The sequence below is a fragment of the Acinetobacter sp. RRD8 genome (assembly GCF_031844225.1).
GTDB lineage: Bacteria > Pseudomonadota > Gammaproteobacteria > Pseudomonadales > Moraxellaceae > Acinetobacter.
The window spans coordinates 173,995-200,308 of sequence record NZ_JAUZUU010000002.1 but is presented as its reverse complement, the minus strand read 5'-3'; the positions used below and the strand labels follow the sequence as shown (position 1 = coordinate 200,308).

Below are 26,314 nucleotides of genomic sequence, written 5' to 3'. Positions count from 1 at the left end.
TTTTAAACTGTAAAAAGTTTAGCACTAATTGTACCAATTCAGTGAGTATATTGTTCCAAAATCAGCCAAATTATAATGAACCTAATTCAGTTGCCTGTTCATCACGCTCATGGCTCAAACTTTGTTTCAGTTGGCTCAACTGCTTTAAAATACTGAACATTAAAGACAGTTGCTGCAAAATGATCAGGGATTTCTGATCTTGCTCCTGATCTTGAGCCAGGCGCTGGCGAATATGGGCAATCATATTTTGCGCACTTAAATCGGGCATTTCATCTCTTAGCAATGCACCACGAATGTTCTCAAGTGCTTTGTCCAGTAAATTCAGAATGTCCTGATCTTCAATTTTTTCCCGGTGTGCGCCCAGTGCAGCAATATAACTGATAAAAGTATGGTTCAGACAAAGGAACTCAAAGGCTAGCGATTTTTGTACCGGATCAATATCCGGTTCAGTGGCCAGTGTCGAAATTAGTGAAGCCACCTCGGCATCGGTATTATGGGCCGCACGGCGCACAATCCGATATTTCAGGCCATTATTACGTCCTGATTTATACTGCTCGATTACTTCACTCAAATAATCTGCTTCTGCCTGCAAGCTGCGTTTGATACTGCGCGGCAAACGCCGGAACTTCCAGTCTGGAAAAATAAAACTGACGCCGAACCAGGCAATCGCACAGCCAATCAAGGTGTCGATCATACGCGGGATGGCCGCGGCATAGCCCATACCGTCCAGGTTGAAGTTGATCAGGGCTAAAATCGTGATAAAGGCGGTGGCTTGGGCATACTGTTTACTGCGTAATTCAAAGAACAGAATCCCGCTCAATACCAGAAGTAATAATTGTCCTTCGATGGAAGGCACAAAATACAGAATGGCATAACCGAGAATAATACCGACCAACGTACCGACAATACGCAGACGTAAACGCCGTTTGGTGGCGTTAAAGTTCGGCTGGCTGACAAAGAGTGCGGTCAATAAAATCCAGTAACCATATTCAATATTGCTGACCTGTACAAAAATATAGCTGATCAGCAGCACAATCGACAGGCGAATGGCATGCCGGAACAGCACCGATTCTGGGGTCAGATGCTGCTTAATCCGAATCTTGATGTCATCCCAGCCTTTCAGGTCATCATCTCTAAGCTGGTTCTCGATATGTTTGAAACGCTCGGACTTGATATTCTGCTCGGTTTCCAGGTTGCGTAACTGGGCATCAATCGATTTCAGGTTTTGAAACAGCGCAAACAGGGCACTGATCCAGACCTGATCATACTGCTGCTCCTGACGTAACTTATCCAGAGACTGTCTCAGGTTATCAAAGGCATGCTTGAAGCGCTGGTTATGTACATAAGGTTTGCGCATCAGCAAACTTTCACTCAGGTCCTTACAGGCTTTGCCCTGAATTGACATGATGCGCTGGAAGCGGAACAGGATATCGCTATGCTGGAAAATCTTGGCCAGTTTCTGATAATCAATATGCGCTGAATCGGCACGTTCATGAATATCCTGCGCGACAAAATAATATTGCAGGCTGCGACGGGTGTCTTTTTGCCCCCGGTCACCTTTCAGGCGAGTCAAAAGGGCAGTTTTCATCTCATTAAAAATCGCAATCAGTTTCCCATTTTCAAGCGAGAGTTCAATCATGCTTTGCTGATAGCTTTTCGGGGTCATGTCCACATCAAACAGATTGGACTTGGCATATAAAAAGTCACCGAGAGCAGAATAGGAAATGGCAAGCTTGTCTTGCGCCAGTCGGGCAGGGAAAATCAGGAAACTGATGGTCGACAGCAGACCGTACCACATCGCGCCGATGACCAATAAACCAGCCTGTTTATACCATTCATCAAACAGCTCCACCCCGAGCATGGAATAAACGGAAATCACCAGACAGCCGTAGGAAATCGTGGCATAGCGTCGCCCTAGTGAACCCAGCAAAATCAGGGCAATACAGGACACAATTAAGGCCAAGGCAAACAGCAAGGGATAAGGAAAAAGCAGATATACGCCTACTGCCGTAATAAAGAAGCCAATGTAGGTGTAGAGCAGATTTAAAATCCGCACCGAAAAGCGGTCATCAATATCGCTTAAACCGGCTGCGACCACCCCTAAAGTCAATGGGATCGTCATCAATTGTTGTCCCATAAAATAGGGAACAAAGGCGGTACCTGCAAATGCCGTCATCATGCGCAGGTTATACATCAAGGTCGTATTATAGGTGGTTTGCTTGAGACGAGTGAGCCAAGATTTCAAAGGTCGTCCTTTATACTGCAGTCTTAGAGCTGAATCTGAATAGGCTAATGAAAATAGTATATTTATAAATCTTCATTTCAGGCTAAATCATACTATGCACTGTGTTAATTTGTCTGCATATTAGCGCTTTAAATCTTCATGCTTATGACATCAAATAAAATAGTACAACAACCTTATGCCATGTCCTGGATTGTGTTGCTGGCGACCTTAAGTGCACTCGGGCCTTTGTCCATTGATATGTATCTTTCGGCCTTACCGGCCATGGCAGCAGATTTTGGTGTCAGCACCCAGATGGTTTCTAACAGCCTGCCGGCTTATTTCTTCGGTCTGGCGATCGGGCAACTGATTTATGGTCCGATCAGTGACCGGATTGGGCGTAAACCGCCACTGTATTTTGGGCTGTGTTTATACATTGTGGCAAGTTTGCTGTGTGTCTTTGCGCAGGATGAATGGAGTCTGATCGCTGCACGGATTCTGCAAGCCTTAGGTGGCTGTGTCGGGGTGGTCATGGCACGTGCTGCAATTCGTGATCGCCTGGATATGCATTCAGCAGCTCAGGCCTTTGCCAGCATGATGATTGTGACTGCGATTGCACCAATCATCGCTCCGAGTCTGGGGGCCTGGGTATTGATGTTTTATGAATGGAATGTGATCTTCTTGGTGCTGATGGGCTGCGGTCTGTTGAGTCTGGCCTGTGTACATTTTCTATTTAAAGAAACCCTGGAGCCAGAACGTCGTCTCAAGCTGAACTTCCAGCAGGTATTAAGTTTGTACCGTACTATTTTTCAGGATCCAAGCTTTCGACGCCCGCTCTATGCTGGCTGTTTTTCCGGTGCAGTGATGTTCTGTTATATCAGTGCTTCTTCTACCATTCTGATGCATCGTTATCAGCTGACTGAGCAGCAGTTTGCTTATGCCTTTGGTGCCAATGCCTTCGGGATCATGCTGTTTTCGACCTTGAATAAACGTCTGGCTGGGCGATTCTCGATATTACAGCGCCTGAAAATCGGCACCTGCCTGCAGTTTGCCGGTGTATTAGGGTTAATCTTACTCGGCTGTCTGGACGTCGATTCTGTGCTCTGGGTGTTGTTAGGCATGTTTATCGTGGTGGCATCTATCGGGTTTACTGGTCCGAATGCCATGGCTCTGGCAATGGCTGAACAGGGCGAGCGGGCAGGAACTGCCAGTGCGATTATGGGCAGTATGCAATTTTTTTGTGGATTACTGGGTGGTGTATTACTGAATTTTCTGATCTGGCATGCTTTATTGAATATGGCTTTGATCATGCTTGTTTTTGTCGGTATTTCCGCTTGGGCGATTTTTAAAATAAAGATGCCAATCTTGAAAAATACATAGATGCCGGGCGTTTTCTACAAATATTGAAAATGAAGGATTAAACAGAGGGCTAAGTGAATTGACTCAGCCCTCCTTACATCACTCATCGATAAATACGGCAAATTCCTCTACAGGAACGCGCGGGGTAATAAAGCTGTTAACAATTTGCTCTGGATCGGCATAACCCAGTGCCATACCGCAGACCAGCTCTTCATCATCGGGTGCGCCGACCAGATCAAGCACGATCGGGTGAAAGTGATTCCAGGCTGCCTGCGGGCAAGTGTCCAGACCGCGGGCCTTTGCAGCTAGCATGACATTCTGGATCATCATGGAAACATCCATTTTGGAACCGATCGCCAAAGAACGATGTACGGTAAAGAACAGGCCGACAGGTGCATCAAATAATTCAAAATTACGCAGTTGCTGACGCGCCATTTTTTCCTTTTCACCTTTTTGAATATTCAGCAAGCCATATAAACCCCAGCCATTTTCACGACGACGTTCAATAAATGGCGAGATCCATTGTTCAGGATAATAGGCAAAAGTTTCCTGATACTGCTGTGACAATTCTGGATTTGCGTAGATTTGCATTTGTGCCTGACAAACACGTTGCACGAGTTCATCACGCTTTTTACCTGTTACCACATACACTTTCCAGGGTTGGGTATTGGTTCCTGAGGGCGCGCGGCTGGCCACCGTCAAAATCTCTTTTAAGGTGTCTGTACTAACGGGGGTATTTAAAAAAGCACGCACTGAATGGCGAGAGGTGATAGTGTGATCTACAGCATGAACAAGATTTTGATCCATTATGGGGTCCAGTCGAATATCCTTATTGAGTTTGCAATGACTATAAACTAAACAAACAGAAGGGGGGATAGGAAAATTTCATTGTTTACCGGATGATAAAAATGATTTATCCAAAAAATGGCCAAAGAGTACTTATTTGGCCTTCTAAAATACGAGTTTAGTCCTCTAAATGATCAGAATAAATATTGTTATGAAAATTGTCTTTAAGTGAAAAAAATAGCTTAAATCCCAAGTGCTTGAACCATTCAACAATAACAATTTCACACAGAGAACTGGTTTATTTTGACTGAAAATCAAGATAATTTAATTTCAAGATCCCTGTTTCATTCCGTGTTGAGTAAAAGATTAATATTTTTTTTGAATTAAAATATAGATTAATCTTCATATAAAAATGAGAATTTATAATTATTTTTTATAGATAAATTAACTATTGCTAATAAAAAGAAATAAAACTTGATACAAAGAAACAGCATAATGTACGACTTTTCATCTTAATTCATGCATTTTGTGATGAAGATCTGTTTTAAATAGCGCGATTCCAGATGGCTTGAATGAAGTCTTTAGGTTGAAAGCACTCATCAAGCACTGAATGTTTTTTTTGAGCTTAAAACACAGTTTTTTTACCAACATGCGCGTCTGTTTGAAAATTGTCTGCAATTTTCCAACAGACTGAGTATCGGAATAGAAAAGGTGTTGCTTTTATAAATCTCTCATTTGTTGAATATGATCGTGATGATGATATTCATAAGTTTAAAAGAGATGATAAATCGGTTTGTTTTTCTAATGGTGATAGATCAAATCAGGATATTTCCAGATAAAGATCTAATGAGCGAGCTAGAGATCTAGCGCACTCCCTCACTTTTAGAACAATAAAAAATTCAAAATCATCTTGGGCAAAAAATTATGGATTTTACTTTTAACGCATTTTATACCTTGATTGCCGCAGTCATTGTTTTGTTACTCGGCCGATTCCTGGTTAATAAAATCGATTTTTTAAGACGTTACAATATTCCTGAGCCGGTTGCGGGCGGTTTGGTTGCGGCGATTATCTCATTGCTGGTGCATTCATTGTGGGGATATAGCATCACCACCAGTGCAGAATTACAAACCAGCTTTATGCTGATTTTCTTTGCTTCGATTGGTCTGAGTGCCAACTTTTCCAAGTTGCGTGAAGGTGGGATCGGTCTGGTTATTTTCCTGTTTGCTGTTTCGGCTTTCATTATTTTGCAAAATGCGGTCGGCATGAGTCTGGCAACATTATTGGGTATTGACCCGTTGATTGGCCTGATTGCAGGCTCAGTTACCTTAACCGGTGGTCATGGTACTGCGGGTGCATGGGGGGAAATTTTTGAAGTTGAACATGGTATTCAAGGTGCTTTGGCACTAGGTATGGCCAGTGCGACTTTTGGATTGATTATCGGCGGTATTATTGGCGGACCTTTAGCCAAGTTGCTGATCAACCGTTATAACCTGGCGACTGCGCGTACCGATCAGCAAATTGAAACGCGTGACAATACGCCAATGGACAGCACCACCAGCGAATATGTACCGTTTGAATATCCGCATCAGGTGCGTTTAATTACCGCTGATAATGCAATCACGACCTTGGGTCTATTTGCAGGCTGTTTGGCTTTTGCAGAGTTTATGACGGGTTTCAGTAAAGGTACTGCATTTGAACTGCCAACATTTGTCTGGGCATTGGCGGGTGGTGTCATCCTGCGTAATGTACTGGAAGGTGTTTTCAAAGTTCAGATTTTCGATCGCGCGATTGATGTGTTTGGTAATGCTTCATTGTCGCTGTACTTGGCGATGGCATTGTTATCATTGAAATTATGGCAATTGGCTGACCTTGCAGGACCACTGATGGTAATTCTGGGTGCACAGACCATCACCATGGCTTTGTATGCCGGTTTTGTAACTTTCCGCATCATGGGTAAAAACTACGATGCTGCGGTACTTGCAGCAGGGCATTGTGGTTTCGGTATGGGCGCAACGCCAACAGCGGTTGCCAATATGCAGGCGATTACCAATATGTATGGTGCGTCGCATAAGGCCTTCCTGATTGTTCCATTATGTGGTGCGTTCTTCGTTGACTTAATCAATGCTACTGTTATTCAGATGATTTTGAAGTTTTTTGCATAATTTTTATGCCTGATACGATGAGTCATAGGCTCATAAGGATGTGACATGAATGATCAGTTAAATGAAACCTTACTCGGCTGGATTAATGCCCTGAATGGCCCTTTATGGGATTTTCTGGTGGTGTTTCTGGTCGCAGTCGGTATTTTCTACACGATCATGACGGGTGCAGTACAAATTCGTTTGTTCTGGCACAGCATGAAAGTCATGAAAAATAGCCGTGGCAAGGTTCAGGATACGCACGGCATTACCCCGTTTCAGGCCTTTGTCACTGGACTGGCAAGCCGGGTCGGGGTGGGCAATGTCGCGGGTGTCGCCATTGCGATTGCGATTGGTGGCCCCGGTGCCGTTTTCTGGATGTGGTTTACTGCCTTTTTGGGCATGAGTTCTGCTTTTGTTGAATCCTCTTTGGCCCAGTTGTTTAAGGTGCGAGATAACAAAAACCAGCAATTCCGTGGTGGACCAGCTTATTACATTACCCAAGGCCTGAAACAAAAATGGCTCGGGATTGTCTTTGCGATTGCATTGATCACGACTTATGGTTTTGTCTTCAATGCAGTTCAGGCCAATGCCATTACCGGAGCAACCTCTCATGCCTGGGGCTGGGATCAGGCGAACCTGATTCTGCCATTAGGCGGCCTGAATCTGGAAATTTCCTGGGTCGGATTGTTTCTGGTATTGATGACTGCGGTGATCATTTTTGGCGGGATTAAACGGATTGCGAAAGTTGCGGAAAGCTTTGTGCCGTTTATGGCTGTGCTTTATCTGGCTGTGGCTTTGTATATTGCGGTCATCAATTACGATCTGCTCCCATCCATCTTCCAGCTCATTTTCAGTAAAGCCTTTGAATTTGAAGCCGCCGCTGGTGGTTTCTTTGGTGCCATGGTGTCTATGGCCATGATGATGGGGATCAAGCGTGGTCTGTTCTCTAACGAGGCGGGGATGGGTTCGGCACCGAATGCTGCTGCAGCTTCCGATGTCAAACATCCGGTCAACCAGGGTCTGGTACAGATGCTCGGAGTATTTGTAGATACCTTTGTGGTGTGTTCATGTACCGCGATTGTTATTCTGGTTTCGGGTCTGTATGAAAATGCAGGCTTTGAAGGCGTGACCTTGACCCAGATGGCACTCGAAAGCCAGATTGGTGCCTGGGGCGATGACTTCCTGGCTTTGATTCTGTTCCTGTTTGCCTATTCTTCGATTATCGGTAACTATGCCTATGCCGAAGGAAACGTCCAGTTCATTAATAACAATAGCCGAGTTATGTTGATTTTCCGTTTATTTGTATTGGTGATGGTGTATTTCGGTTCTATCGCCAGCGTGCCATTGATCTGGAATATGGCGGATCTGTTTATGGGTGTCATGGCAAGTATCAACTTGATTGCGATCCTGTTGCTGATGCCATTCCTGCTGATGCTACTCAAAGACTATACCGGTCAGTTGAAGCGCGGCGTGAAAGAGCCTGAATTTAAACTGGATAACCATCCTAAATTTAAAGACAAAGTCAAATCAGATATCTGGTAAGACTTGAAATAAAAAGCCCCGATCATTCGGGGCTTTTTGTGCCAAAGTTTTATTTAAAAGAAATTTAAATAACTTTGATAAAGTACAAAACCCAAAATCAGGTTGAACCAGACCGGTAATTTTGAACGTAGCAGGGCAATCATCACCGCGACAAAGACCAGGTCGGAGCCATAACTAAAATAACGTTGTGAAAGATCCAGCAATAAATATAGTAACAGACCCACCACTGCAGCATTGATGCCCATCACCGCCTGATGAATATGGCGCTGTTGCATTAGCCATGACCAGTAGGGCAAGGTGGCAAAGATCAAGAAAAATGAAGGTAAAAAGATTGCACAGGTTGCTAAAACTGCATTCAGCCAGACATAAGGCGTCCAAGGCAGCAAAGCACCAATATAACTGGCAAAACTGAATAAAGGTCCCGGCATGAGCTGGGCAAATGCATAGCCAAGATCAAAAGATTGTGCACTCACCAAACCGGTTGTGACAAAGTCCTGATGCAGCAAAGGTAAAATCACATGACCGCCACCAAACACCAGCGAGCCAGTCTGATAGAAATTGGAAAAAAATTGCAGCTCCGATTCACCCCATAATTTCCCTGCTAAGGGGAGTAGAATAAACGGCAAGATAAATGCCAGTAACCAATAGGGTGCAGCGGCAGATCGAATATACGGCGAGCTGATTGCCGTTTTGTTAATTTCTTTGGGTTTCGAATCTGATTGATAAAAATGTCCCGCCAAAAGTCCACAGACTGCGCCCAGCATAATCACAAGAATCTGATTAAAACTCACTGAAACGACTATCAGTAATGCGACAGAGAGGATTAAGACAGCATATTGCCAAGCTGATTTACAGAAGCTTCTCAGCATTTGCCAGAATGCCCAGGCGATGACAGAAAATACAATTAACTGGATGGTATGAAAGCTGTTTGAGTTTAAAATATGGAAATAGCTTTGACCCAAGAGCGCCACCAAGGTCATCAGAATCATTGAGGGTAGGGTAAAACCCAGCCATGCGATCACGGCACCAGTATAGCCCCGTTGCAGATAACCGATCGACAGCCCCACCTGACTGCTGCTCGGCCCGGGTAAAAGTTGTGCCAAAGCGACCAGTTGACTGTACTGGGTGTCATTCAACCATTGCAGTTGGGTTACAAATTTTCGGTGAAAAAATACCAGATGTGCTGCCGGACCGCCAAATGAAATGCAGCCCAGTTGCAGGAAAATCAGGAAAATCCGATACAGTGAGATTGAAGGCATACAGTTATGGGAAAAATGAAGATAAAGTAGCTGAACTGTATGACAGTTTTACGAAATTCTACAGACTATTTATGCATGTGTTTATACACTATGCCGCTTTAGATTAATGAGGACATTCTCTGCATGCAGAAATATGTGTTGAGTATGGTGATACTGGGTACATTTGGCCTAAGTGCTTGCCAAACGACCCCCATGACAGCCCAAGCGGCGACCAGTCATCTGCAACCTGCTGCACAACGCGGAGAAGCTCAGGCACGTCCGAATCAAATTGATTTTCAAAAGATCAAGCAAACCCAACAGCGTCCAGTAGTTGCTTTAGTCTTAGGCAGTGGCGGTGCGCGTGGCTATGCGCATATTGGTGCGCTGGAAGTACTGGAACAGGCGGGTATTCAACCAGATTTTATTGTCGGAACCAGTGCAGGTAGTATCGTTGGATCTATTTATGCGAGTGGTAAACCGGCGATTGAACTGCGCAATATTGCTCTCAGCATGCGACCAAATGATGTTCGTGATATCAAACTGGCCAGAAAAGGCTTTTTTGATGGCAAAAAAGTTGAAGACTATGTCAATTTGCAGGTCGATCAAACCCCGCTTGAAGCCATGAAAATCCCGATGTTTGTGGTAGCAACCGCGCTGAAAGAAGGCAAGAAAGTCGTCTTTAACCATGGCAATACCGGACAGGCGGTACGTGCTTCAGTCTCGATTCCGAGTATGTTTATTCCGACCATCATTCAAGGTAAAGAATATGTAGATGGTGGTCTAGTCAGTCCGGTGCCGGTCGATGTGGCACGTGAGTTGGGAGCCGACATTGTGATTGCGGTAGATATTCTGGCACAACCCATTCACACGGAAACCAGCAATGTCTGGGGACTGTTTAACCAGAACATCAATATTATGCAGCAACATCTGGCGCATGAAGAATTAAAGCATGCAGATGTGGTGATTCAGCCGGATTTACGCGAAAAAGGTCATATCTTTGATGTCCGTGGCAGGGAACTCACCATGCAGGCTGGTGCCGAGGCGACCCAGTTAAAGTTGATGGAAATTTCACAAGCCTACCAAAAACATGATTATGCTCAAGGACATCGCATTCCACAGTTTGTGGTACATGAACATCAAGCTCAATAAATCTTTTTTTTGAAATTTCTGTTTATCCCTATATCGCAGTATAGGGATATTCACTCAAAAGGATAACGGATCATCGGCTGTAACGCTTAACTGATTGTTATAAAAGATAAGATGATTGCCTATGTGTATCAGTCAGTCGGAATTATCGCAAAAGATAAAATTAATTTTAAATATAACAAATTGAATTATAAGTATATTGTTTTAAATAATAAGCCTTATTCGTCTTAAATCAAAATTTTAATATTATTATTCGTATACTTAAGTTGATCAAATATTCAAAAGCATCGATGTTCATGCCAGAATGCAGTTTGAAAAGATCACTACACAGATGTAGACATCATGATGCATATTAAAATTGGACAGCAGGTCAAACTGGCACAATTCGAACACTATATTTTTACAGTGACCGCGACCCATCAGGATGGTTCTTTTACCGTTGAAACAACCTTGGATGGTCAACAAATTTTAAGTTATCAGAACGTGGCACAGGAAATGCTCAGGCCAGTGATGCTTTAAATCACGCAGAGTCTTTTTATTTTCCTGAATTATTTTTGTTCAGCGCTTAAAACAGTGAAAAATTCTCAGTTGCGGTGTAATCAGCCGCAAATAAATAAGTGTTGATTTATTGGAACTTAACTTTCTAACTGAGATTTTAAGCAATTAAATATATTTTTTTCTGTATGAATACATTTTCTATATCAATAATTGTGATGCTTCATTTGCCGAATTGAACATTTTATTCATGTTAAAAACGCTATAATAATAAACGATAACCTTGTCATTCAAAGAGTTCAAAGAAAACGATGGCCCCTTTAGATCAAATTGCAGCAGTGTCGGATGACCAGTCAGAGTTAACGATGTCAGTTCTCATGACGCCAGATATGGCAAATTTTTCAGGAAATGTTCATGGTGGAACCATTCTGAAATTATTGGATCAGGTGGCGTATGCGTGTGCAAGTCGCTATTCGGGTAGTTATGTCGTGACCTTATCTGTAGACAAGGTGAATTTTAAAGAGCCGATTCACGTTGGTGAGCTGGTTACCTTTCTGGCCAGTGTGAATCATGTTGGCCGTACTTCAATGGAAATCGGGATTCGTGTAGAAGCCCAGAATATTCAAAAGAGAACGGTACGTCATACCAATAGCTGTTATTTCACCATGGTTGCGGTGGATGAAAATGGTAAACCAAAACAGATTCCAGCTTTGAACCTGGACAATGACTGGAAACGTTGCCGTTTTGAAGCAGCAGAACAGCGTAAAGTCGCGCGTTTGCAAGAAAATCATCATCCTTCATGCAGCATTTATAAAAAGACTGCACAGAGTTAAGTTAAATCGTGATTGAGAAAAGACCTTCATATGAAGGTCTTTTTTTTGCATCAATTTCAGTTTTTCACTGGAGCTTTGTTATTTTTTACCCTAATATAAAACGATACGTATCGTTTCGATTTTTAGATCTTAAAAGTTAAGTAGAAAAATATGAGCAGTGACGAAAAAAGTTCCCGGCGACAGCAGTGCATTTTACAGGCAGTCGCAGATGCGCTGGCAGAATGTGAATATCATCAGCTGACGATTGAAGATGTAGCGGCACGTGCCAGCGTTGGCAAGTCCACGATTTATCGCTGGTGGAAACATAAATCGGAACTGGTACTAGACACTTTCAAGCAACATACGGCTTCGGTATTTGAACTGGATACGTCTAAAAGCCTGAAAAGTAATCTTATTCAACAACTCAGTTCTTTATCTCAAGCACTGAATCATCCAGTGGGGCGGGCTTTACTGGTAGTGATTGCTAATCACCGCGAACTGGCAGGTGAATTCTTTCAGCAATATCTCTTGCCACGTCGACAACAGACCCATCAACTGATTCAGCAAGCGATTGAACGGGGAGAAATACACCCGGATTATCCTTTTGATTTGATGCTGGATACCTTATACGGCCCGATTCATTACCAGATTATTTTTTTCAACCGGATTCCAGATGAACACTATATCCAGAATCTGGTCGAGTTGGCTTTGCATCCTGTTACTGTCCAAGTCTGAGTTTGTGCTATTTCCCTACAAATTTTAAAAGTTGGTGATTATGTCAGTTAGCGCTGAGCGGTTATGGAATCGCTCATTTATCTTGTGCTTATTCAATAATTTTTTCCTGTTCGTTTATTACTTTGCCTTACTGACCATCTTGCCGATTTACATCATGAAAGATCTGGGCGGTTCGGTAAAAGAAGCTGGGTTGGCACTGACGCTATTTTTGGCCTCTTCGATTGCGATTCGGCCATTTTCCGGCATGATCATCGAAAAGCTCGGCAAGAAAATCTCGATGCGCGGCGCAGGTGTGATTTTTGCCTTATTTGCCTTTAGTTATTTGCTGATAGATAGCATGTGGTCGCTGTTACTGGTGCGCTTTTTACATGGCATCTGGTTCAGTATTTTGACCACGGTGGCAGTACCCGTCGCTAATGAATTTATTCCTGAACAGCGCAAAGGTGAGGGCATGGGCTATTTCGTCATGTCGACCAATCTGGGTGTGGTTTTTGGGCCCTTGCTGGCATTGACCGTAATTCAGTTCACCAGCTTCAAAGTCTTATTTGGCATTCTTGCCGTTATCATTTCTTTGGGGCTCATTTTCTGTTGGATACTCAAAATCACAGAGTTACCAAAACCTGAAGCTATAAGCACAGAAAAAACCAGCTTGAGCTTGCAGGATATTCTGGAAGTCAAAGTTCTGGCGGTAAGTTTTGTGGCTTTACTAACCGCTTTTGCCTACTCGGGCATCATGAGTTTTATTACTGCATTTAGTGAAACCAAGCAGCTTTTGGGCTATACCAGCGTATTCTTTATTGTATTTGCAGCATCCATGTTGCTGGTCAGACCTTGGGTTGGAAAGATTTATGACCGTAAGGGACCCAGTGCGGTGATTTATCCTTCATTTATTTTCTTTGCCATTGGTCTGGTGATTGTCAGTCTGATTTCCAATCAATGGATATTATGGTTGTCGGCAGTGTTTATTGGCATCGGTTATGGTTCACTATTCCCATGTTTGCAGACCTTGGCCATTCAGTCGGTCGACAAGCAGCGTATGGGACATGCGATTTCAACCTTCTTTACCCTGTTTGATCTGGGTTTAGCCATCGGTTCCGTGGCCATGGGAGTATTGATTGCCTATTGGGGCTTTGAAACTACCTATGTTTTGAGTGCTGTACTCGTTATTGTGACGATATTGGTTTATCGTCAGTATGTTGCCAAAAAGCAAAATAAGCGCCCGGCAAGTTTGGAGTTATAAAATGGAATTAAGACATTTACGTTATTTCGTTACAGTGGCGCAGGAACTGAACTTTACCCGTGCCGCGGAAAAATTAAATACAGTACAGCCATCACTGAGCCAACAAATCAAGGATTTGGAACGTGAGGTTGGCGTACAGTTGCTGGAGCGGAATAACCGTAAGGTCGGGCTCACTGAAGCTGGACAGGCGTTTTTAAAAGAAGCTTTGCTGAGTCTTGAGCATGCAGAGCGCGCCATTCAGTCTGCCAGACAGATTGCGAATGCACAGCAGGATCAGCTGAATATCGGATTCGTGCCGGTCGCGGAAATGAAAGTCTTTCCTTATATCATGCCGAATATCCGCGCGCATTTTCCTGAACTGAAAGCACAGTTTCATAGTCTGACCGATGCAGAGCAGTTTAGTGCCTGAAGAAATGGATAGATCGACATTGCCTTTACCCGTTATCCGGGGCAGTTAAGTGAGTTTGATTCGATCCGCATTTTTGATGAGCCTTTAACCTTGATTGTGCCCAAAGATTCCCCGGCTGCGGCCTTGCCCTATGTCAGTATCAAGAGTTTTGAAAGTCAGGACTTTGTAATTAGTGATGAGCAGTCCTCACCGCAACTGCATAAGCTGATTCAGGATTTTTTTAAACAGTCTAAATTAAAAGTGAATGTGGTGCAGTATTCCACCAATATCCTGCTCAATGTCAATCTGGTAGGGATGGGGTGGGCTGGAGTCTGGTGCCGACCTATGTGATTCCATTGCTCGGCGATAATATTGTGGTGAAAAAGACGCTGGAACCGTTGCCGATGATTGGGCTCTATGCCAATTATCGCAAGGATCAAAAACATGTGGTGATTGATCTGATTTTAAAAGTATTAAAAGAAAAGTTTTGTGTGGATCTTTTCTAATATCTGCATCGTTGATCAGCCCATCGAAAAAGCAGTGCGACAGAAATGATCTGTAGCACATCCTTTTAAATCGGAACTGCAAATCGCTTTATACTGAACCTCTAACAATAAAAAAACCGGTTGAAGCAGGATGATGAAGCTCTATAACAATCCGCAATCACGTGGCCTGACCTTGTTGCCTTTGCTGAAAGAATTACAAATTGAAGATCAGATTGAGCAGGTGGAGATTGCCTATGAGGATATGCATCAGCAGGCATATACACAGATGAATCCGATGGGAAAAGTTCCCTGTCTGGTAGATCAGGAGATCGTCATTTCAGAAATGGCCGCCATTTTTATCTATCTGGCAGATAAGTATTCTGACAAAGGATTGGCACCTGCTTTGGATGATCCGAAGCGTGGGGCGTATTTGAAATGGATGTTTTTCTGTCATGGACCCTTTACCGAATATATCGATATAAAAAATTTACAGGTGTCGCCAGAAAATATTGAAAAGAACCGGAGAAGTTTAAGTTTTGGGAATGAAGCAGCCGTATTTGATTTTATGAAACAGGGCATCGAGCAGGCCAATCCTTATCTGTTGGGTGAAAAAGTCTCGGCTGCGGACCTATATGTGGCTTACTGTTTGATCTTCACGATCTCTGCGAAAATTTTACCGCCATTTGATGAGTTCAGGCCCTTCCTGCAGCAGATGGCCTCTCGTGATTCCCTGAAAGATATCCCCTGGTTTCAGGAATACCGAGTCTAATTCCTCGGTCTATATATTGTCCGAGATATCTAAAAACAATAAAAAAACCACGCCGAAGCGTGGTGAAAAGTGACCCTAATATTATTTCAGGTAAAGCTTTTTAAACAGTTGCTGGCTGGTGCTTTCCATCGATTGAGGAATGGCCAGGGCAGCTACGAAACGGTCAGGACGCAAGATCACAACTGAATCAGACGTGTTGCCAAACCACGAGCGGATATCTGTGCCGATATCACCAATGGTGATGACATCTTCATACTGTTTACGCTGGCTATTTTGCAATTGCACCGCAGGAATTACCTGAATGAATTTCACGCCGAGCGTTTTCCACTGTTGCAACGTATCTGGGCTCAGACCCCATTTCGGATCGACACCCCAGGCAATAATCGCAAAATCATTGCCGATCACTTCATCCAGTAATACGGTTTCACCCGAAGCCAGCTGAACCTGAGGCTGGATAAGCATTTTGCCGACTGGAGAGTTCTTGGCTCCCTTGCTCAAAAGTGCGCCGTCATGATATTTCGGCATTGGTTTGAAGCGCATTTCCAGCAGATACTGCTTGATCGGCTTGATATAGTTCAGGGCATAGGCAATGCTGTCACGAACAAATCCTTGCCATTTTTTCGGTGGTGCCAGTACGTGACCTGCCATCACCGACAGGTCAATCATCGCCTTGGCATGGTCTTTACGTTCGATCTGATAAGAATCTAAAAGTGCTGGGCCAGCTTTGCCTTGAACAACCAGCGCCATTTTCCAAGCCAGATTAAAGGCATCACGCATACCGCTGTTATAACCCTGACCTTGCCATACCGGCATAATGTGCGCTGCATCACCGGCAAGTAAAATACGGTCGACACGGAACTTGTCGGCAATACGAGCATTATGGGTATAGACACGCTGACGGATCACTTCGATACCATCTGTGCTTGGTAAAACCTTAGAAAGAAGTTTGGCAATATTTTCCGGTTTGCTCAGTTCTTCCTGCGTTTCACCCGGCATAACCATAAATTCAAACCGGCGAATACCATGTGGCAATGCGGCTGATACATAAGGACGAACCGGATCACAACATAAGTAAATATGTGGTGTAGCAAGCGGATCATTCTCAAGGTCAATCACGATCCATTGATTCGGTGCGGTTTCACCTTCAAAGGCAATGCCCAGGTTGCGGCGCACATAAGAATTACCGCCATCACAGGCAATCAGATATTGAGCGCGGATGGTTTCTGCATCGCCCTCTTTATTTTGCAGATTGAGTGTTACGCCGTCAGCATCTTGACTAAACTGGGTCAATTGACGAGAAAACAGCACTTGGGTGTTTTTATATTGCTTTAAGCCTTGCAGTAGGACGTTATCGACTTGTGGCTGAATAAAGGCATTACGGCGCGAGAAACCAAACTCACGTGTTAAAGGCTGAATATCTGCAAAACAGCGACCTTTAGGCGTCAAGAAGCGCATCGCATGATTCGGAGTGGTATGCGGTAAGACTTGATCGACTAAACCCAAAGATTGAATGGTACGTAAGGATTCATCATCGATTCCAATCGCACGTGGGTAATCAATCAAACTATCCAGTTGCTCGACAATCGTGACAGCTACGCCTTGCTTGCTCAGATAGTTGGCAATGGTTAAGCCTACAGGGCCGGCGCCAAGGATTGCCACTTCAGTAGTGTAATTAGTATTGCTCATAGCGAATGTCCACTCAATCGACTTGCATTTGATGCTATTAAGGGACAGTTAGAAGCCAGAAACAAGTTAGGCAATAGTAGCTTAAGTATATGGATAATATTGGATTGAAATAGGTGGTTTTTAAATAAATAATTGATTTTAATTATAAAAATAATAAAAATTTGATAGCCTGTATTAATTCTATGATCAGTTTTGACTATGGTGATAAATAGATTTTATGCAATAAAAATGCTGAACCAGCATCAAGCATGATTCAGCATCGAATAATATCGGGGGCAGTATAGGACAAAGCCTACTGGAGAATTACTGTCCCTGATATTTTCATTGAAGGATTAAACGAGTCGTTCAATTACTTAACGTGCAGCAGGTTTTGCAGGGGGCGTGCTTTCTATAGCAGCTTCAGAGGCAGCAGGCTGCTCTGCAGATGCACCTGCAACAGGAGCATTCGATTCAGGTAATTCCTGGGTAGTCACAATCACTTTTTCTTCTGCAGTGGTGGTTTTCGCATCTGTGGTTTTGCTGTCAGCAAAACTGGTAGCTGCAGCAGCAGTAAGCGTAGTGGCAAGTAAGATTTGTGCATATTTCATTTTTGGCATCCTTTTATTCATGTCGTGTAATCTGCCGAGCTGACCATCACATCAATTCGACAGATGCCCATCCTAAGCACTGAAATTTTACTGAGCAAATCAATTAACAAAAGCGACACGCAGGGAATAACCCAGCAGATACAAAACTGAGAAAGTTGTTTTATTTCTGTTAATTATGCGGAGTTTTATTTAATGAAAGTGTGTGTGAATATTTCAAGAATCCAATTTGAAATAAAAGTTAACATAGAAAATTGGTAATTTGGGATCATTCTATTAATTTTTATCTCTGTGATTTTCACGCCGTGTTTGCGAAGAACACGCATTTTAAAGTCATACTGTGCTTTATAATGCAGAGCATTGCTATTTCTATTCAATTTCTTGAGAGCCGATTTTGAAAATTCTGTCAGCGTCGCAGGTTATTCCTGTCCATATCATTTCTGGATTTTTGGGTGCAGGTAAAACCACACTACTCAAACATTTACTACAGCAAAAACCGGAACAGGAAATCTGGGCGGTGCTGATGAATGAATTTGGCCAGATTGGGGTAGACCAGCAGTTATTGCCGCAAGATCAGGGTTATGCGGTCAAAGAGCTGTTGGGTGGTTGTCTATGTTGCAGTAGCCAGTTACCGATGCAGATCGCCTTGTCACGCCTGCTGTCAGAGGTGAAACCGGATCGTCTGTTTATCGAACCTACTGGGCTGGGACACCCGAGACAATTACTGGAACAGTTGACCGAACCGCACTGGCAAAGTCATTTAAACATGCAGGCTTTAGTCACTGTGGTAGATGGTTCGCGTTTGCATGACCGGGACTGGACTCAGCAAAACCTGTATGCGGACCAACTCAAGGCAGCGCATATTGTAGTGATTTCACATACTGACTTGATGACAGCCGCCGATCACGCAGCGCTCACGCAGCTTCAGGCAGAATATCAACCTTATGCGCAACAGTGGCTGTTCACCGAGCATGGACAGCTCGATATCGAACAGATCAAGCAGGACTATCGGGGTTCTGCCCGTCAGATTCAGCCTTTGTTAAAACAGCAACAGACCCCCCGTTCAGCGGATACGCCCGTAGTGATTCAGCAGATGCCTTATCATTATGTAGAAAGCGCGCAGGGTTACCAGGTCGCTGGCTGGAAATTGCCAAAACGCTGGCAATTTAATTTTTATGATCTGCTGGATCTGCTCTGTGAACAAAAAGACTGGCTCAGAATAAAGGGAATTTTTCATACCGACCAAGGCTGGAAAAGCTTTAATTTTAATCCTGAGCAGTTTAATTATCAGTCGGCAGATGAAGGCATTGATAACCGGGTAGAAGTGATTTATCAACAGTCACGCGATTGGCTGGCATTTGAAACTGCCTTGATGCAATGTCGTATGGATCCAGAAAAATAACGGCACTATTTCTAGTACGCTGAATGAATTATTGGCCTAAATCTGTTCAGCAAAATAGCGCTAAATCTTATATGCTAGGCGCCAAATTTGAGGATTATGTGATGGCGTTAAAAGCGACGATTTATAAGGTTGATTTGAATATTGCGGATATGGATACGCATCGTTATGAGGATTATCAGTTAACGATGGCGCTGCATCCTTCAGAAACCATTGAACGCTTGATGGTGCGTATTCTGGCCTATGCGCGCTATGCCGATGAAGCACTGGAATTTACCAAGGATCTGTTCGAAACAGATGAGCCAGCGCTATGGGAAAAGGATCTGACCGGGCAACTGGTCAAATGGATTGAAGTAGGCAGCCCGGACGAAGATAAAGTCAAAAAGGCCAGTGCGCGTTGCAAGCAGGTCGCAGTCGTCACCTATGGTTCTGCGGTGGATGAATGGTATAAGCGCAGCAGCAAATTAAAAATCTTAAAAAATGTGGAAGTGTGGAAGTTATCTACCGCAACCACCGACGCATTGCCACAGTTATGCGAACGCACCATGCAGTTACAGCTCAATGTGATGGATGGTGAATGGACCTTGATTGGCGATCAGGGCCAGGTGCTGGTGGAGTGGGAACAGTTACAATAAGGCCAAATAAGGATGCAAGTCTGGACTTGTATCCTGTAGCTCAAATTGCGTATATCTGAGGAATAAGAATACGCAGGGCTGCACCATGTACCATGAACTTTATGATTTACTGCTGGCTGTCGCGATCGGCGCAATTATTGGTGCAGAGCGTGAGTATCACAGTAAATCTGCCGGACTGCGTACCATGATTATGGTCAGTCTGAGTTCCTGTTTATTTACCATTATCTCCCTGAAAATAGGCGTGGCCAATCCTGACCGGCTGGCCGCCAATGTCTTGACTGGACTGGGTTTTCTAGGTGCTGGTGTTATCCTGAAAGATGATAACCGTATTTCCGGGATTACCACCGCGACCACCATCTGGATGATAGCTGCACTCGGCATGGCGGTCGGTGCAGGCTATGAACTCTTAAGTATTTGGGCTACTTTTATTGTCATGGTGGTGCTGGTTCTATTGATGTATGTCCAGCGCGGCATTGAATCTCTGAATCAGGAACGCAGCTATGAAATCGTCTGCCCATTCGATCAGAATGATTCTGATCACTACGAAATGTTATTTAAACGTTATCAGTTAAAAGTGGTGCATTCCTCACAAAAAAAAATTGATCAACAGATTGTCGGACGCTGGATCCTGATGGGATCGGCCAAGAATCATCAAGAATTAACCCAGTATTTACTCAATGATAAGAATATTCAGGAACTCAGCTTTTAACCCATCAATGGCCCAGACTTAAAAATATAGAGCATTCCAGTTTATACTGAGCTTTGAATTTTATGCTCCTCTCAGGTAAATAACCATGATCAACGAACTTGAAATTATTGATTTAAAAGTAGGCGAAGGTAAAGAAGCGGTAAAAGGTGCCTTAATTACCACGCACTATACTGGCTGGCTGGAAGATGGAACCAAGTTCGATTCTTCAATTGACCGCGGTAATTATTTTGAAACTGTTATTGGTACCGGTCGTGTGATCAAAGGTTGGGATCAGGGTATTCTGGGAATGAAAGTTGGCGGTAAGCGTAAACTGATGGTGCCTGCACATTTGGCCTATGGCGAACGTAAAATGGGTAAAGTCATTCCAGCCAATTCCAACCTGATTTTTGAAATTGAACTGTTTGATGTAAAAACACGTGATTAAAATCATTTAACTTGCTGAATATAAGTTATATTTTTTATTCAAAGATATACGCTGGTTCCGGTGCAGTCGCTTCAAAATAAGCTGTGCCGGAGAAGCTACAAAAAACATCTAAAAAGATTTGAAATCAAAAATATTCCTTGTAGATTATAAGAATAATAAAGAATTATTTTGAGATATAACGTATTTGCATAACTTGATAAGGAATGTCTGTTTTTTCGTATTTGTCTGTGCCTTGAGCTGGATGACTTGCATCATAAGTTCAGCAATCGCTCAGGATGAACTCCCTTCGCCGTCATTTCAGCAGCAATCTCACGACCATATTACTGAAGTTCATTTTACCGAACATAGCACTAGTGCCTTGCAGGGAAAATGGCTGTTTTATCCGAGTCAGTTTATTGTTCAGCCCAGCCCCGTACTCCAGTCAAAAACAGTTGAATTGCCAGCCTCTTTTAAAACTCTAGCGGGTTCAAACTCTGGCTACGGTACCTTTATTGGTTATTTTAAAATTCCGAAAGAATTTCTCGGGCGACGCATCGCGATTCGGATTCCAACCCAATACGGCGCCTATCGGGTATATGTCAATGGACAGTTTATTGTCCGTCTCGGGGAAATCAGTACCACACCTGACAAACAGGTGACTGAGAAAGCACCGCGTATTGGCTATTTTGTTCCAGATACTGAATATATTACCTTAAGCATTCAGGCCTCAAATTATACCCACTTGCATGGCGGTCTCGAGCGACCGATGCAGATTGGCGTTGCAGGTACCATCAATCGCCAATTCCAGCAGCTCATGATGAGTATTGCCATGGTGTGCGGCGCGGTACTTGGGGTGGGGGTGTTTACCATTCTATTTTCGGTATTCAGGGGATCACGAGAACGTAACAGTAAAAGTATCTTTGTTTTTGGCTGGTTTATTGTCTTTTTGGCCCTGCATAACCTGTTTTCTGCACCTTATGCCTATTCGGTATTTACCAATATCAACTGGCTGTGGGGAACCCGCTTAGAGTATCTGTTTACTTTTATTGCTGCCTTCTTTTTTCTCAGTTATATGCATCTGTTTAACCGGCGCTATTTAAATCCGGTGATTTATTATATCGCGGTGGTATTACTGGTCTTTAACATTATTTTTACCCTATTTTCACCTCCTGAGATATTTGAACGTCTGGCCCTATTTAGTGCGATTTTTGCCTTGGTCATCATCGGTAATTTTATTTACGGCTTTTATCAGACCTTACGTTATAAAGAGCATTATTCGCGTTTAAATCTGATTGCGATTATTTTCCTTTGTGTCACCTTTTTGAATGATTATCTGTTGCTGATCAATGTAATTAAAACCACGCATCTGTTCTTTATCTCAACCAGTATCTATGCCTTACTAATTATGTTTCAGCAGTCCAGACATTATGCACATCAAACTTATGAGACTGAACAGCTAAACCTGAACCTGATCGCGCTCAACGATTCACTCGATCAAAAAGTCAAAGAACGCACTCAGCAGCTGCGTGAAGTGAATGCCAAACTGGAACAGCAAATGAATATTGATGCGCTAACCGGAGCTTTTAACCGGCGTGCCTTAAATCATGAAATCCAGCAGCAATTTTTACAGACCCGGCAACAGCCGCAACATACCTTAATTTTTGCCATGCTCGATGTCGATTTTTTTAAAAACTATAATGACTACTATGGCCACTTAAAAGGCGATGAAATCCTGAAAAATCTGGTCAGGATTATTCAAGGCACTTTGCCACCGTCTGGCTATCTGGCACGTTATGGTGGTGAAGAGTTTGCGATTCTGCTCACTGGAATGCCGGTTCAAACTGCCCTTAAAAATCTGGAAAATGTGTTAAACCAGATTCGGGAACAGCGTATGCAACATCTGAATCGGCCAGATGAAAAAGATTATGTTACGGTTAGTATGGGCGCGGCCTGGGTTGAACAAAAACATGGCTATGCAGATATTCATGAATTGATGAAAGCGGCAGATGTGCAGCTCTACGCCGCTAAACAGGCCGGACGTGATCAGTTAAAAATTCAAAAAGAGGTCGATTAAAAAACATATTTATACAGATAGCGCGATTCATCTTCTGACTCGGCAGAATGTGGATGAAAGCCGCAGTGCTGATAATAACTTAAGGCAGTTTGGGTAGATTGTATTTCAATCTGATGAATTTTTTTCTTTAATAAAGTGCGATGCATTTGATGAAATAACTGGGTGCCAAAACCCAGTCTTTGGCAGTGTTGGGCCACATAATGCATCCGGATTTCTCCAGCATCACTGACCAATAAGAACCCGACGACCTTGTCATAGATGAGATAAACCCAGCAATCGTTATACAGCATATCGACAATCAGGCTGGCATGATCAAACTTTTCTAGCCAGGTTTGAATTTTGCTTTCTTCACGCTGATGATCCAGTACGCAAGATTGAATGCTGTCATGAATGACCTGAATAATTTGAGGTATATCTTCGACCCTCCCTTCACGAATCATAATATTATTCATTTTCTCGAACATTTATAGGGAAGGTTTATTTGATAAAAAAGAAGAGGGTAAAAAACAGAACAATATTGTAGTTTTTTGAGCATCTTTGCTGTGATTTATCAATGTGAAGATTGGTTCTGTTGCTGATTTGTCCTGTTTGTTTATCTTAAGTTCTTAAATCTCATTACAGAGTTAAAAATAAAAAATCAAAGTAAATCAATTTTTAAATAAATCGAAGTTCGAATCTGGGCACAAATGAGCAAGCAGAGAAGATAAATAGTAAAAATAAGCCTCAAGTTTGCACTGTATAAAAAATAGACGTATGCTGAGTCAAAAGGGACTATTCAAATGAATCTTGATCCTATAACCATAAAAATAAAATTAGTCACATGAGATCATCAACCATGCTGAAATTACTGCTGTTGTTATGTGTTTTATTCATGTTGAATGCTGCCTGGATCGTCGGCAGAAAGATCTATAAAGCTCAGCGCCATCTGGTGTGTCAGCGTCCAGAAAAACCGGCACAGATTTCTAGCATGACAGAGCAAGAGGTCATCGAGCAAGAGCAGCAAGTACATCTGGTGGATGCTTATGAACTGGAACTGTTTGATGATGTGGCACAGCTATTCTTTCAACGGCAGGTGCATATTGATAATCGAGCACAGGCCGAACAGTTACAGCAAGAACTATTACAAAAAATGCCGATGCACAGTTGCACCCAGATTCGTCAGATGGACTTAGGCGAATGGTCTATTTTCTGGAATTTTTATGATCAGTCACTGGAATATTATGTCGGTCGCTATGGCGTATTCTATGCACATGTCGACCGTTTTGGAGAAGAGCACCGGCAGGAAATCCGCAGGGAACTTTTGCATTCTGACTGTGCTTAGAACACAACTTTCAGTCATTCTGTACGATTGAAGATCTCAGACTACGTACTTAAGCCATTGCAATTCAGAAAAGGTATCTCATGCCTTAGCTCAGATTTTTTCTGCCACTTGGCGGAAATAGCCCATATAATTTATCTCCTTTAAGCCATAATCTTGTGCTAGAAAAACCTCAAGACTCGTGAGTCCTATTCTTGAAATAGTCATTTAAAATGTACGAAGTCTGGCGAGCAATGATCCGGACTAAAAAGGCAGGAGCGCTATGATCATTGATTTTCATCAAGCACAATTACAGAAGTTTATTGCACTGGCGATGAAGATCGAAGCTGAGCCTGAACTGTATTTGCAGTTTGATTCGGTCTCGGATTTTTATAAGGTTGACTGGTTGCAGGATTTTCCGGTTGGTACAGAATACTATATTTCCGGTCTAGATGATGGTGCCGATGAGTTTCATGCCGTGATTTATTATGGCGAAGCGCAGCTACAGATCAGCTGTGGACAGGCACAGCTTTCAGTAAAACTATGTTGCAAACATTGACCGGGCTGCCGGAATTTCCCGATAGAAGAATAATGACATCCGCTATAAAGTTGATATAAATTGCAGAGTCATCTCTGTATCTGATTTTTATTCGCATCAGCCGAGAGTGGCATAGGCGAATATCGTAATAAAAATAAGGAAAAAATAGCATGGCACATCAGTTCACCGTGAAAGCAATTATCAATGGCGTGTCTATTGATGAATTTAAGCGTTTGGCCAATGATATTCGTTTGCATGAGGCAGTTTGCCATCGAATTCCTGCGCAAAACTTGGAAATCCTGGTTTCGAAAAAGCAGGGGCATATGTATACCCTGAAACGCGCTTATAATCTGGATGTTAATATTCCGGATATCGCAAAAAAATTACTCAAAGATGCATTCCGTTTGCAGCGTACCGATGTCAGCGATCTGAATGAAATGACTTCGACGGTACAACTCGGTGCGAACTTGCCGATCGAGGCCATCTGTCAGCGTGCAGTCACGGGAGATGAAGACCAGATCCAGTTTCAGTTAAACTGGACAGTCAAAGTTAAAGTACCTTTGCTGGGTGGCATGCTAGAAAAGCATGCTGAAGGTGAGATTCGTAAATTTAGTGAAATTGAACTCAGCATCGTCGAAGATGAATTGCGTAAAGGTCTCACCGCTTGAAGCAATCAAAGAGTGTGATTGACCTAATTTAAAAACTGGTCAGGTAGACGCCGGGTAGTGGTAGTTGATTGGGTGGTAGATCGCCATTTTCAGGGTGACTGCCACTATCCAAAAAACTTTTTTAAGTACAGATAAAGTTTGCCGTCACGTTAATACTGATGGCCAGAATGGTGGTATTGAATCCGTAGGCCAAAAGCAAATGTAGGGTATTGAGAACCCGCATGGATTGACAGGTAATGGATACATCTGCAGTTTGCGCAGAAGTCCCGATAATATAACTAAAATATAGAAAGTCTGGATAAGTCGGTCTGATGGTATTGGGAAAATCCAGTCCACCTTGTTGCTGTCTGTCGAGCGCCAGATAAAAGTCATGTGCATAATGAATTGCAAAAATCGTATGCATCAAGAACCAGGCTGAAATAATGGTCAGAACTGACAAGATTAAATGACCGGTTCGGATGGTAGTATCTTTGGGTAAATGATTAATTTCAATAATAATCGCAATAAAACACATGATCAGGGTGATGATCACCAAAAACAGAATAATCCATTTGCTGGCATCTTGTTGCATTGCACGTTGCAGAATATGAGCATGATCAATACGCCAGAGTTTTTTTATGGTCAATAATAAATAAGCGTAAATCGCGATATTCCAGCTGATCAATAGGCAGCTTGACCAGCTCAAAGGGGTAAGGGTCTGTAAAATCAGATAAAATCCAATGATGGCTGGGAAAATAATAAAGAAATACAGACGGGATTGAAGTGCCGTTTTTATAGACTGAAGAAACTGCATCATGTCATTTATATTTATTTTGCTGACTTCTCAAGATCCTAGCACAGAACCGTTTGCAATAAAGAAGATTGCAACGGTCTGAGTTATTTCCTCTACGACATTTCATCCTAAAGGTGTCGAACTGATTCGAGTTGAGTCATTTGACTGCGCGGATCGCGTAGCAGGCGTGA

24 protein-coding genes and 1 pseudogene are annotated in these 26,314 nt (G+C 43.0%); 18 read left to right on the top strand and 7 right to left on the bottom strand.

The window, feature by feature from the left end; genetic code table 11:
- Positions 1–70 precede the first annotated feature (70 nt).
- On the bottom strand, positions 71–2,245 hold the full coding sequence (yccS, locus tag Q9R24_RS03740; protein ID WP_311203752.1) for a YccS family putative transporter: 2,175 nt from the start codon (positions 2,243–2,245) through the stop codon (positions 71–73).
- 138 nt (positions 2,246–2,383) lie between these two features.
- Between yccS and Q9R24_RS03735 the strand changes: the two genes are divergently transcribed.
- The gene (locus tag Q9R24_RS03735; protein WP_311203751.1) at positions 2,384–3,601 is read left to right on the top strand and encodes a multidrug effflux MFS transporter; all 1,218 of its coding nucleotides are present in this window, start codon (positions 2,384–2,386) and stop codon (positions 3,599–3,601) included.
- Positions 3,602–3,679: 78 nt separating this feature from the next.
- On the opposite strand, the gene Q9R24_RS03730 is transcribed toward Q9R24_RS03735, so the two are convergent.
- Positions 3,680–4,387, bottom strand: a complete 708-nt coding sequence (locus Q9R24_RS03730) for a nitroreductase (RefSeq protein WP_311203750.1) — start codon at positions 4,385–4,387, stop codon at positions 3,680–3,682.
- Between the two features lie 903 nt (positions 4,388–5,290).
- On the opposite strand from Q9R24_RS03730, the gene gltS reads away from it, so the two are divergent.
- Together gltS and Q9R24_RS03720 are read left to right on the top strand one after the other, a co-directional pair.
- Complete coding sequence (gene gltS, locus Q9R24_RS03725) at positions 5,291–6,529, top strand: sodium/glutamate symporter (protein ID WP_004731964.1); 1,239 nt, start codon at positions 5,291–5,293, stop codon at positions 6,527–6,529.
- Between the two features lie 45 nt (positions 6,530–6,574).
- A complete protein-coding gene (locus tag Q9R24_RS03720; protein ID WP_311203749.1) occupies positions 6,575–8,050 on the top strand; it encodes an alanine/glycine:cation symporter family protein in 1,476 nt (491 codons plus the stop codon).
- A 53-nt stretch (positions 8,051–8,103) separates the two neighbouring features.
- Here the strand turns inward: Q9R24_RS03720 and chrA are convergent, their stop codons facing one another.
- A complete protein-coding gene (gene chrA, locus Q9R24_RS03715; RefSeq protein WP_311203748.1) occupies positions 8,104–9,309 on the bottom strand; it encodes a chromate efflux transporter in 1,206 nt (401 codons plus the stop codon).
- Between the two features lie 123 nt (positions 9,310–9,432).
- On the opposite strand from chrA, the gene Q9R24_RS03710 reads away from it, so the two are divergent.
- The 7 genes and pseudogenes from Q9R24_RS03710 (at position 9,433) to Q9R24_RS03680 (ending at position 15,358) form a co-directional block, all read left to right on the top strand.
- On the top strand, positions 9,433–10,437 hold the full coding sequence (locus Q9R24_RS03710) for a patatin-like phospholipase family protein (protein ID WP_311203747.1): 1,005 nt from the start codon (positions 9,433–9,435) through the stop codon (positions 10,435–10,437).
- Positions 10,438–10,776: 339 nt separating this feature from the next.
- A complete protein-coding gene (locus Q9R24_RS03705) occupies positions 10,777–10,953 on the top strand; it encodes a hypothetical protein (RefSeq protein ID WP_004731959.1) in 177 nt (58 codons plus the stop codon).
- A 287-nt stretch (positions 10,954–11,240) separates the two neighbouring features.
- Positions 11,241–11,762 (top strand): acyl-CoA thioesterase, encoded by a 522-nt coding sequence (locus Q9R24_RS03700; protein WP_004280680.1) that lies wholly within the window; start codon positions 11,241–11,243, stop codon positions 11,760–11,762.
- Positions 11,763–11,912: 150 nt separating this feature from the next.
- Entirely contained in the window at positions 11,913–12,476 is a 564-nt protein-coding gene (locus tag Q9R24_RS03695; protein WP_224215658.1) for a TetR/AcrR family transcriptional regulator, read from the top strand.
- Between the two features lie 40 nt (positions 12,477–12,516).
- Positions 12,517–13,716, top strand: a complete 1,200-nt coding sequence (locus Q9R24_RS03690) for an MFS transporter (RefSeq protein WP_311203746.1) — start codon at positions 12,517–12,519, stop codon at positions 13,714–13,716.
- Position 13,717: 1 nt separating this feature from the next.
- Positions 13,718–14,610, top strand: a pseudogene (locus Q9R24_RS03685) (LysR substrate-binding domain-containing protein).
- Between the two features lie 133 nt (positions 14,611–14,743).
- Positions 14,744–15,358, top strand: coding sequence for a glutathione S-transferase family protein (locus tag Q9R24_RS03680; RefSeq protein ID WP_253099981.1), 615 nt, complete (start codon positions 14,744–14,746; stop codon positions 15,356–15,358).
- A gap of 81 nt (positions 15,359–15,439) precedes the next feature.
- Here the strand turns inward: Q9R24_RS03680 and Q9R24_RS03675 are convergent, their stop codons facing one another.
- Positions 15,440–17,044: a bifunctional 3-(3-hydroxy-phenyl)propionate/3-hydroxycinnamic acid hydroxylase gene (locus Q9R24_RS03675; protein WP_311203745.1), complete on the bottom strand. Its 1,605-nt coding sequence runs from the start codon at positions 17,042–17,044 to the stop codon at positions 15,440–15,442.
- A 353-nt stretch (positions 17,045–17,397) separates the two neighbouring features.
- On the bottom strand, positions 17,398–17,631 hold the full coding sequence (locus Q9R24_RS03670) for a hypothetical protein (protein WP_219308707.1): 234 nt from the start codon (positions 17,629–17,631) through the stop codon (positions 17,398–17,400).
- A gap of 391 nt (positions 17,632–18,022) precedes the next feature.
- Between Q9R24_RS03670 and Q9R24_RS03665 the strand changes: the two genes are divergently transcribed.
- The 5 genes from Q9R24_RS03665 to Q9R24_RS03645 all read left to right on the top strand — a co-directional run bounded on the left by Q9R24_RS03665 (position 18,023) and on the right by Q9R24_RS03645 (position 22,848).
- Entirely contained in the window at positions 18,023–19,030 is a 1,008-nt protein-coding gene (locus tag Q9R24_RS03665) for a GTP-binding protein (protein ID WP_311203744.1), read from the top strand.
- A 101-nt stretch (positions 19,031–19,131) separates the two neighbouring features.
- Positions 19,132–19,662, top strand: a complete 531-nt coding sequence (locus tag Q9R24_RS03660; RefSeq protein ID WP_026055736.1) for a YaeQ family protein — start codon at positions 19,132–19,134, stop codon at positions 19,660–19,662.
- A gap of 85 nt (positions 19,663–19,747) precedes the next feature.
- Positions 19,748–20,371: an MgtC/SapB family protein gene (locus Q9R24_RS03655; RefSeq protein WP_311203743.1), complete on the top strand. Its 624-nt coding sequence runs from the start codon at positions 19,748–19,750 to the stop codon at positions 20,369–20,371.
- A gap of 85 nt (positions 20,372–20,456) precedes the next feature.
- Complete coding sequence (locus Q9R24_RS03650; protein WP_004280661.1) at positions 20,457–20,795, top strand: FKBP-type peptidyl-prolyl cis-trans isomerase; 339 nt, start codon at positions 20,457–20,459, stop codon at positions 20,793–20,795.
- A gap of 241 nt (positions 20,796–21,036) precedes the next feature.
- Positions 21,037–22,848, top strand: a complete 1,812-nt coding sequence (locus Q9R24_RS03645) for a diguanylate cyclase (protein WP_311203742.1) — start codon at positions 21,037–21,039, stop codon at positions 22,846–22,848.
- Here the strand turns inward: Q9R24_RS03645 and Q9R24_RS03640 are convergent.
- The gene (locus Q9R24_RS03640) at positions 22,845–23,312 is read right to left on the bottom strand and encodes a GNAT family N-acetyltransferase (protein WP_311203741.1); all 468 of its coding nucleotides are present in this window, start codon (positions 23,310–23,312) and stop codon (positions 22,845–22,847) included. The genes Q9R24_RS03645 and Q9R24_RS03640 overlap by 4 nt on opposite strands.
- A 371-nt stretch (positions 23,313–23,683) precedes the next feature.
- Between Q9R24_RS03640 and Q9R24_RS03635 the strand changes: the two genes are divergently transcribed.
- The 3 genes from Q9R24_RS03635 (at position 23,684) to Q9R24_RS03625 (ending at position 25,351) form a co-directional block, all read left to right on the top strand.
- Positions 23,684–24,169, top strand: coding sequence for a hypothetical protein (locus Q9R24_RS03635; RefSeq protein ID WP_311203740.1), 486 nt, complete (start codon positions 23,684–23,686; stop codon positions 24,167–24,169).
- 259 nt (positions 24,170–24,428) lie between these two features.
- A complete protein-coding gene (locus Q9R24_RS03630) occupies positions 24,429–24,704 on the top strand; it encodes a hypothetical protein (protein WP_195725699.1) in 276 nt (91 codons plus the stop codon).
- A gap of 149 nt (positions 24,705–24,853) precedes the next feature.
- A complete protein-coding gene (locus Q9R24_RS03625; RefSeq protein ID WP_311203739.1) occupies positions 24,854–25,351 on the top strand; it encodes a DUF2505 family protein in 498 nt (165 codons plus the stop codon).
- A 121-nt stretch (positions 25,352–25,472) separates the two neighbouring features.
- Here the strand turns inward: Q9R24_RS03625 and Q9R24_RS03620 are convergent, their stop codons facing one another.
- Positions 25,473–26,147 (bottom strand): DUF1345 domain-containing protein, encoded by a 675-nt coding sequence (locus Q9R24_RS03620; protein WP_311203738.1) that lies wholly within the window; start codon positions 26,145–26,147, stop codon positions 25,473–25,475.
- Positions 26,148–26,314 lie beyond the last annotated feature (167 nt).

What these genes read in the sequence shown, in the direction of transcription:
- Q9R24_RS03735 (WP_311203751.1), top strand. Translation starts at nt 2,384, where the DNA reads ATGCTTATGACATCAAATAAAATAGTACAACAACCTTATGCCATGTCC.
- Q9R24_RS03730 (WP_311203750.1), bottom strand. Translation starts at nt 4,387, where the DNA reads ATGGATCAAAATCTTGTTCATGCTGTAGATCACACTATCACCTCTCGC.
- gltS (WP_004731964.1), top strand. Translation starts at nt 5,291, where the DNA reads ATGGATTTTACTTTTAACGCATTTTATACCTTGATTGCCGCAGTCATT.
- Q9R24_RS03720 (WP_311203749.1), top strand. Translation starts at nt 6,575, where the DNA reads ATGAATGATCAGTTAAATGAAACCTTACTCGGCTGGATTAATGCCCTG.
- chrA (WP_311203748.1), bottom strand. Translation starts at nt 9,309, where the DNA reads ATGCCTTCAATCTCACTGTATCGGATTTTCCTGATTTTCCTGCAACTG.
- Q9R24_RS03710 (WP_311203747.1), top strand. Translation starts at nt 9,433, where the DNA reads ATGCAGAAATATGTGTTGAGTATGGTGATACTGGGTACATTTGGCCTA.
- Q9R24_RS03705 (WP_004731959.1), top strand. Translation starts at nt 10,777, where the DNA reads ATGATGCATATTAAAATTGGACAGCAGGTCAAACTGGCACAATTCGAA.
- Q9R24_RS03700 (WP_004280680.1), top strand. Translation starts at nt 11,241, where the DNA reads ATGGCCCCTTTAGATCAAATTGCAGCAGTGTCGGATGACCAGTCAGAG.
- Q9R24_RS03695 (WP_224215658.1), top strand. Translation starts at nt 11,913, where the DNA reads ATGAGCAGTGACGAAAAAAGTTCCCGGCGACAGCAGTGCATTTTACAG.
- Q9R24_RS03690 (WP_311203746.1), top strand. Translation starts at nt 12,517, where the DNA reads ATGTCAGTTAGCGCTGAGCGGTTATGGAATCGCTCATTTATCTTGTGC.
- Q9R24_RS03680 (WP_253099981.1), top strand. Translation starts at nt 14,744, where the DNA reads ATGAAGCTCTATAACAATCCGCAATCACGTGGCCTGACCTTGTTGCCT.
- Q9R24_RS03675 (WP_311203745.1), bottom strand. Translation starts at nt 17,044, where the DNA reads ATGAGCAATACTAATTACACTACTGAAGTGGCAATCCTTGGCGCCGGC.
- Q9R24_RS03670 (WP_219308707.1), bottom strand. Translation starts at nt 17,631, where the DNA reads ATGAAATATGCACAAATCTTACTTGCCACTACGCTTACTGCTGCTGCA.
- Q9R24_RS03660 (WP_026055736.1), top strand. Translation starts at nt 19,132, where the DNA reads ATGGCGTTAAAAGCGACGATTTATAAGGTTGATTTGAATATTGCGGAT.
- Q9R24_RS03655 (WP_311203743.1), top strand. Translation starts at nt 19,748, where the DNA reads ATGTACCATGAACTTTATGATTTACTGCTGGCTGTCGCGATCGGCGCA.
- Q9R24_RS03650 (WP_004280661.1), top strand. Translation starts at nt 20,457, where the DNA reads ATGATCAACGAACTTGAAATTATTGATTTAAAAGTAGGCGAAGGTAAA.
- Q9R24_RS03645 (WP_311203742.1), top strand. Translation starts at nt 21,037, where the DNA reads ATGACTTGCATCATAAGTTCAGCAATCGCTCAGGATGAACTCCCTTCG.
- Q9R24_RS03640 (WP_311203741.1), bottom strand. Translation starts at nt 23,312, where the DNA reads ATGTTCGAGAAAATGAATAATATTATGATTCGTGAAGGGAGGGTCGAA.
- Q9R24_RS03635 (WP_311203740.1), top strand. Translation starts at nt 23,684, where the DNA reads ATGCTGAAATTACTGCTGTTGTTATGTGTTTTATTCATGTTGAATGCT.
- Q9R24_RS03630 (WP_195725699.1), top strand. Translation starts at nt 24,429, where the DNA reads ATGATCATTGATTTTCATCAAGCACAATTACAGAAGTTTATTGCACTG.
- Q9R24_RS03625 (WP_311203739.1), top strand. Translation starts at nt 24,854, where the DNA reads ATGGCACATCAGTTCACCGTGAAAGCAATTATCAATGGCGTGTCTATT.
- Q9R24_RS03620 (WP_311203738.1), bottom strand. Translation starts at nt 26,147, where the DNA reads ATGATGCAGTTTCTTCAGTCTATAAAAACGGCACTTCAATCCCGTCTG.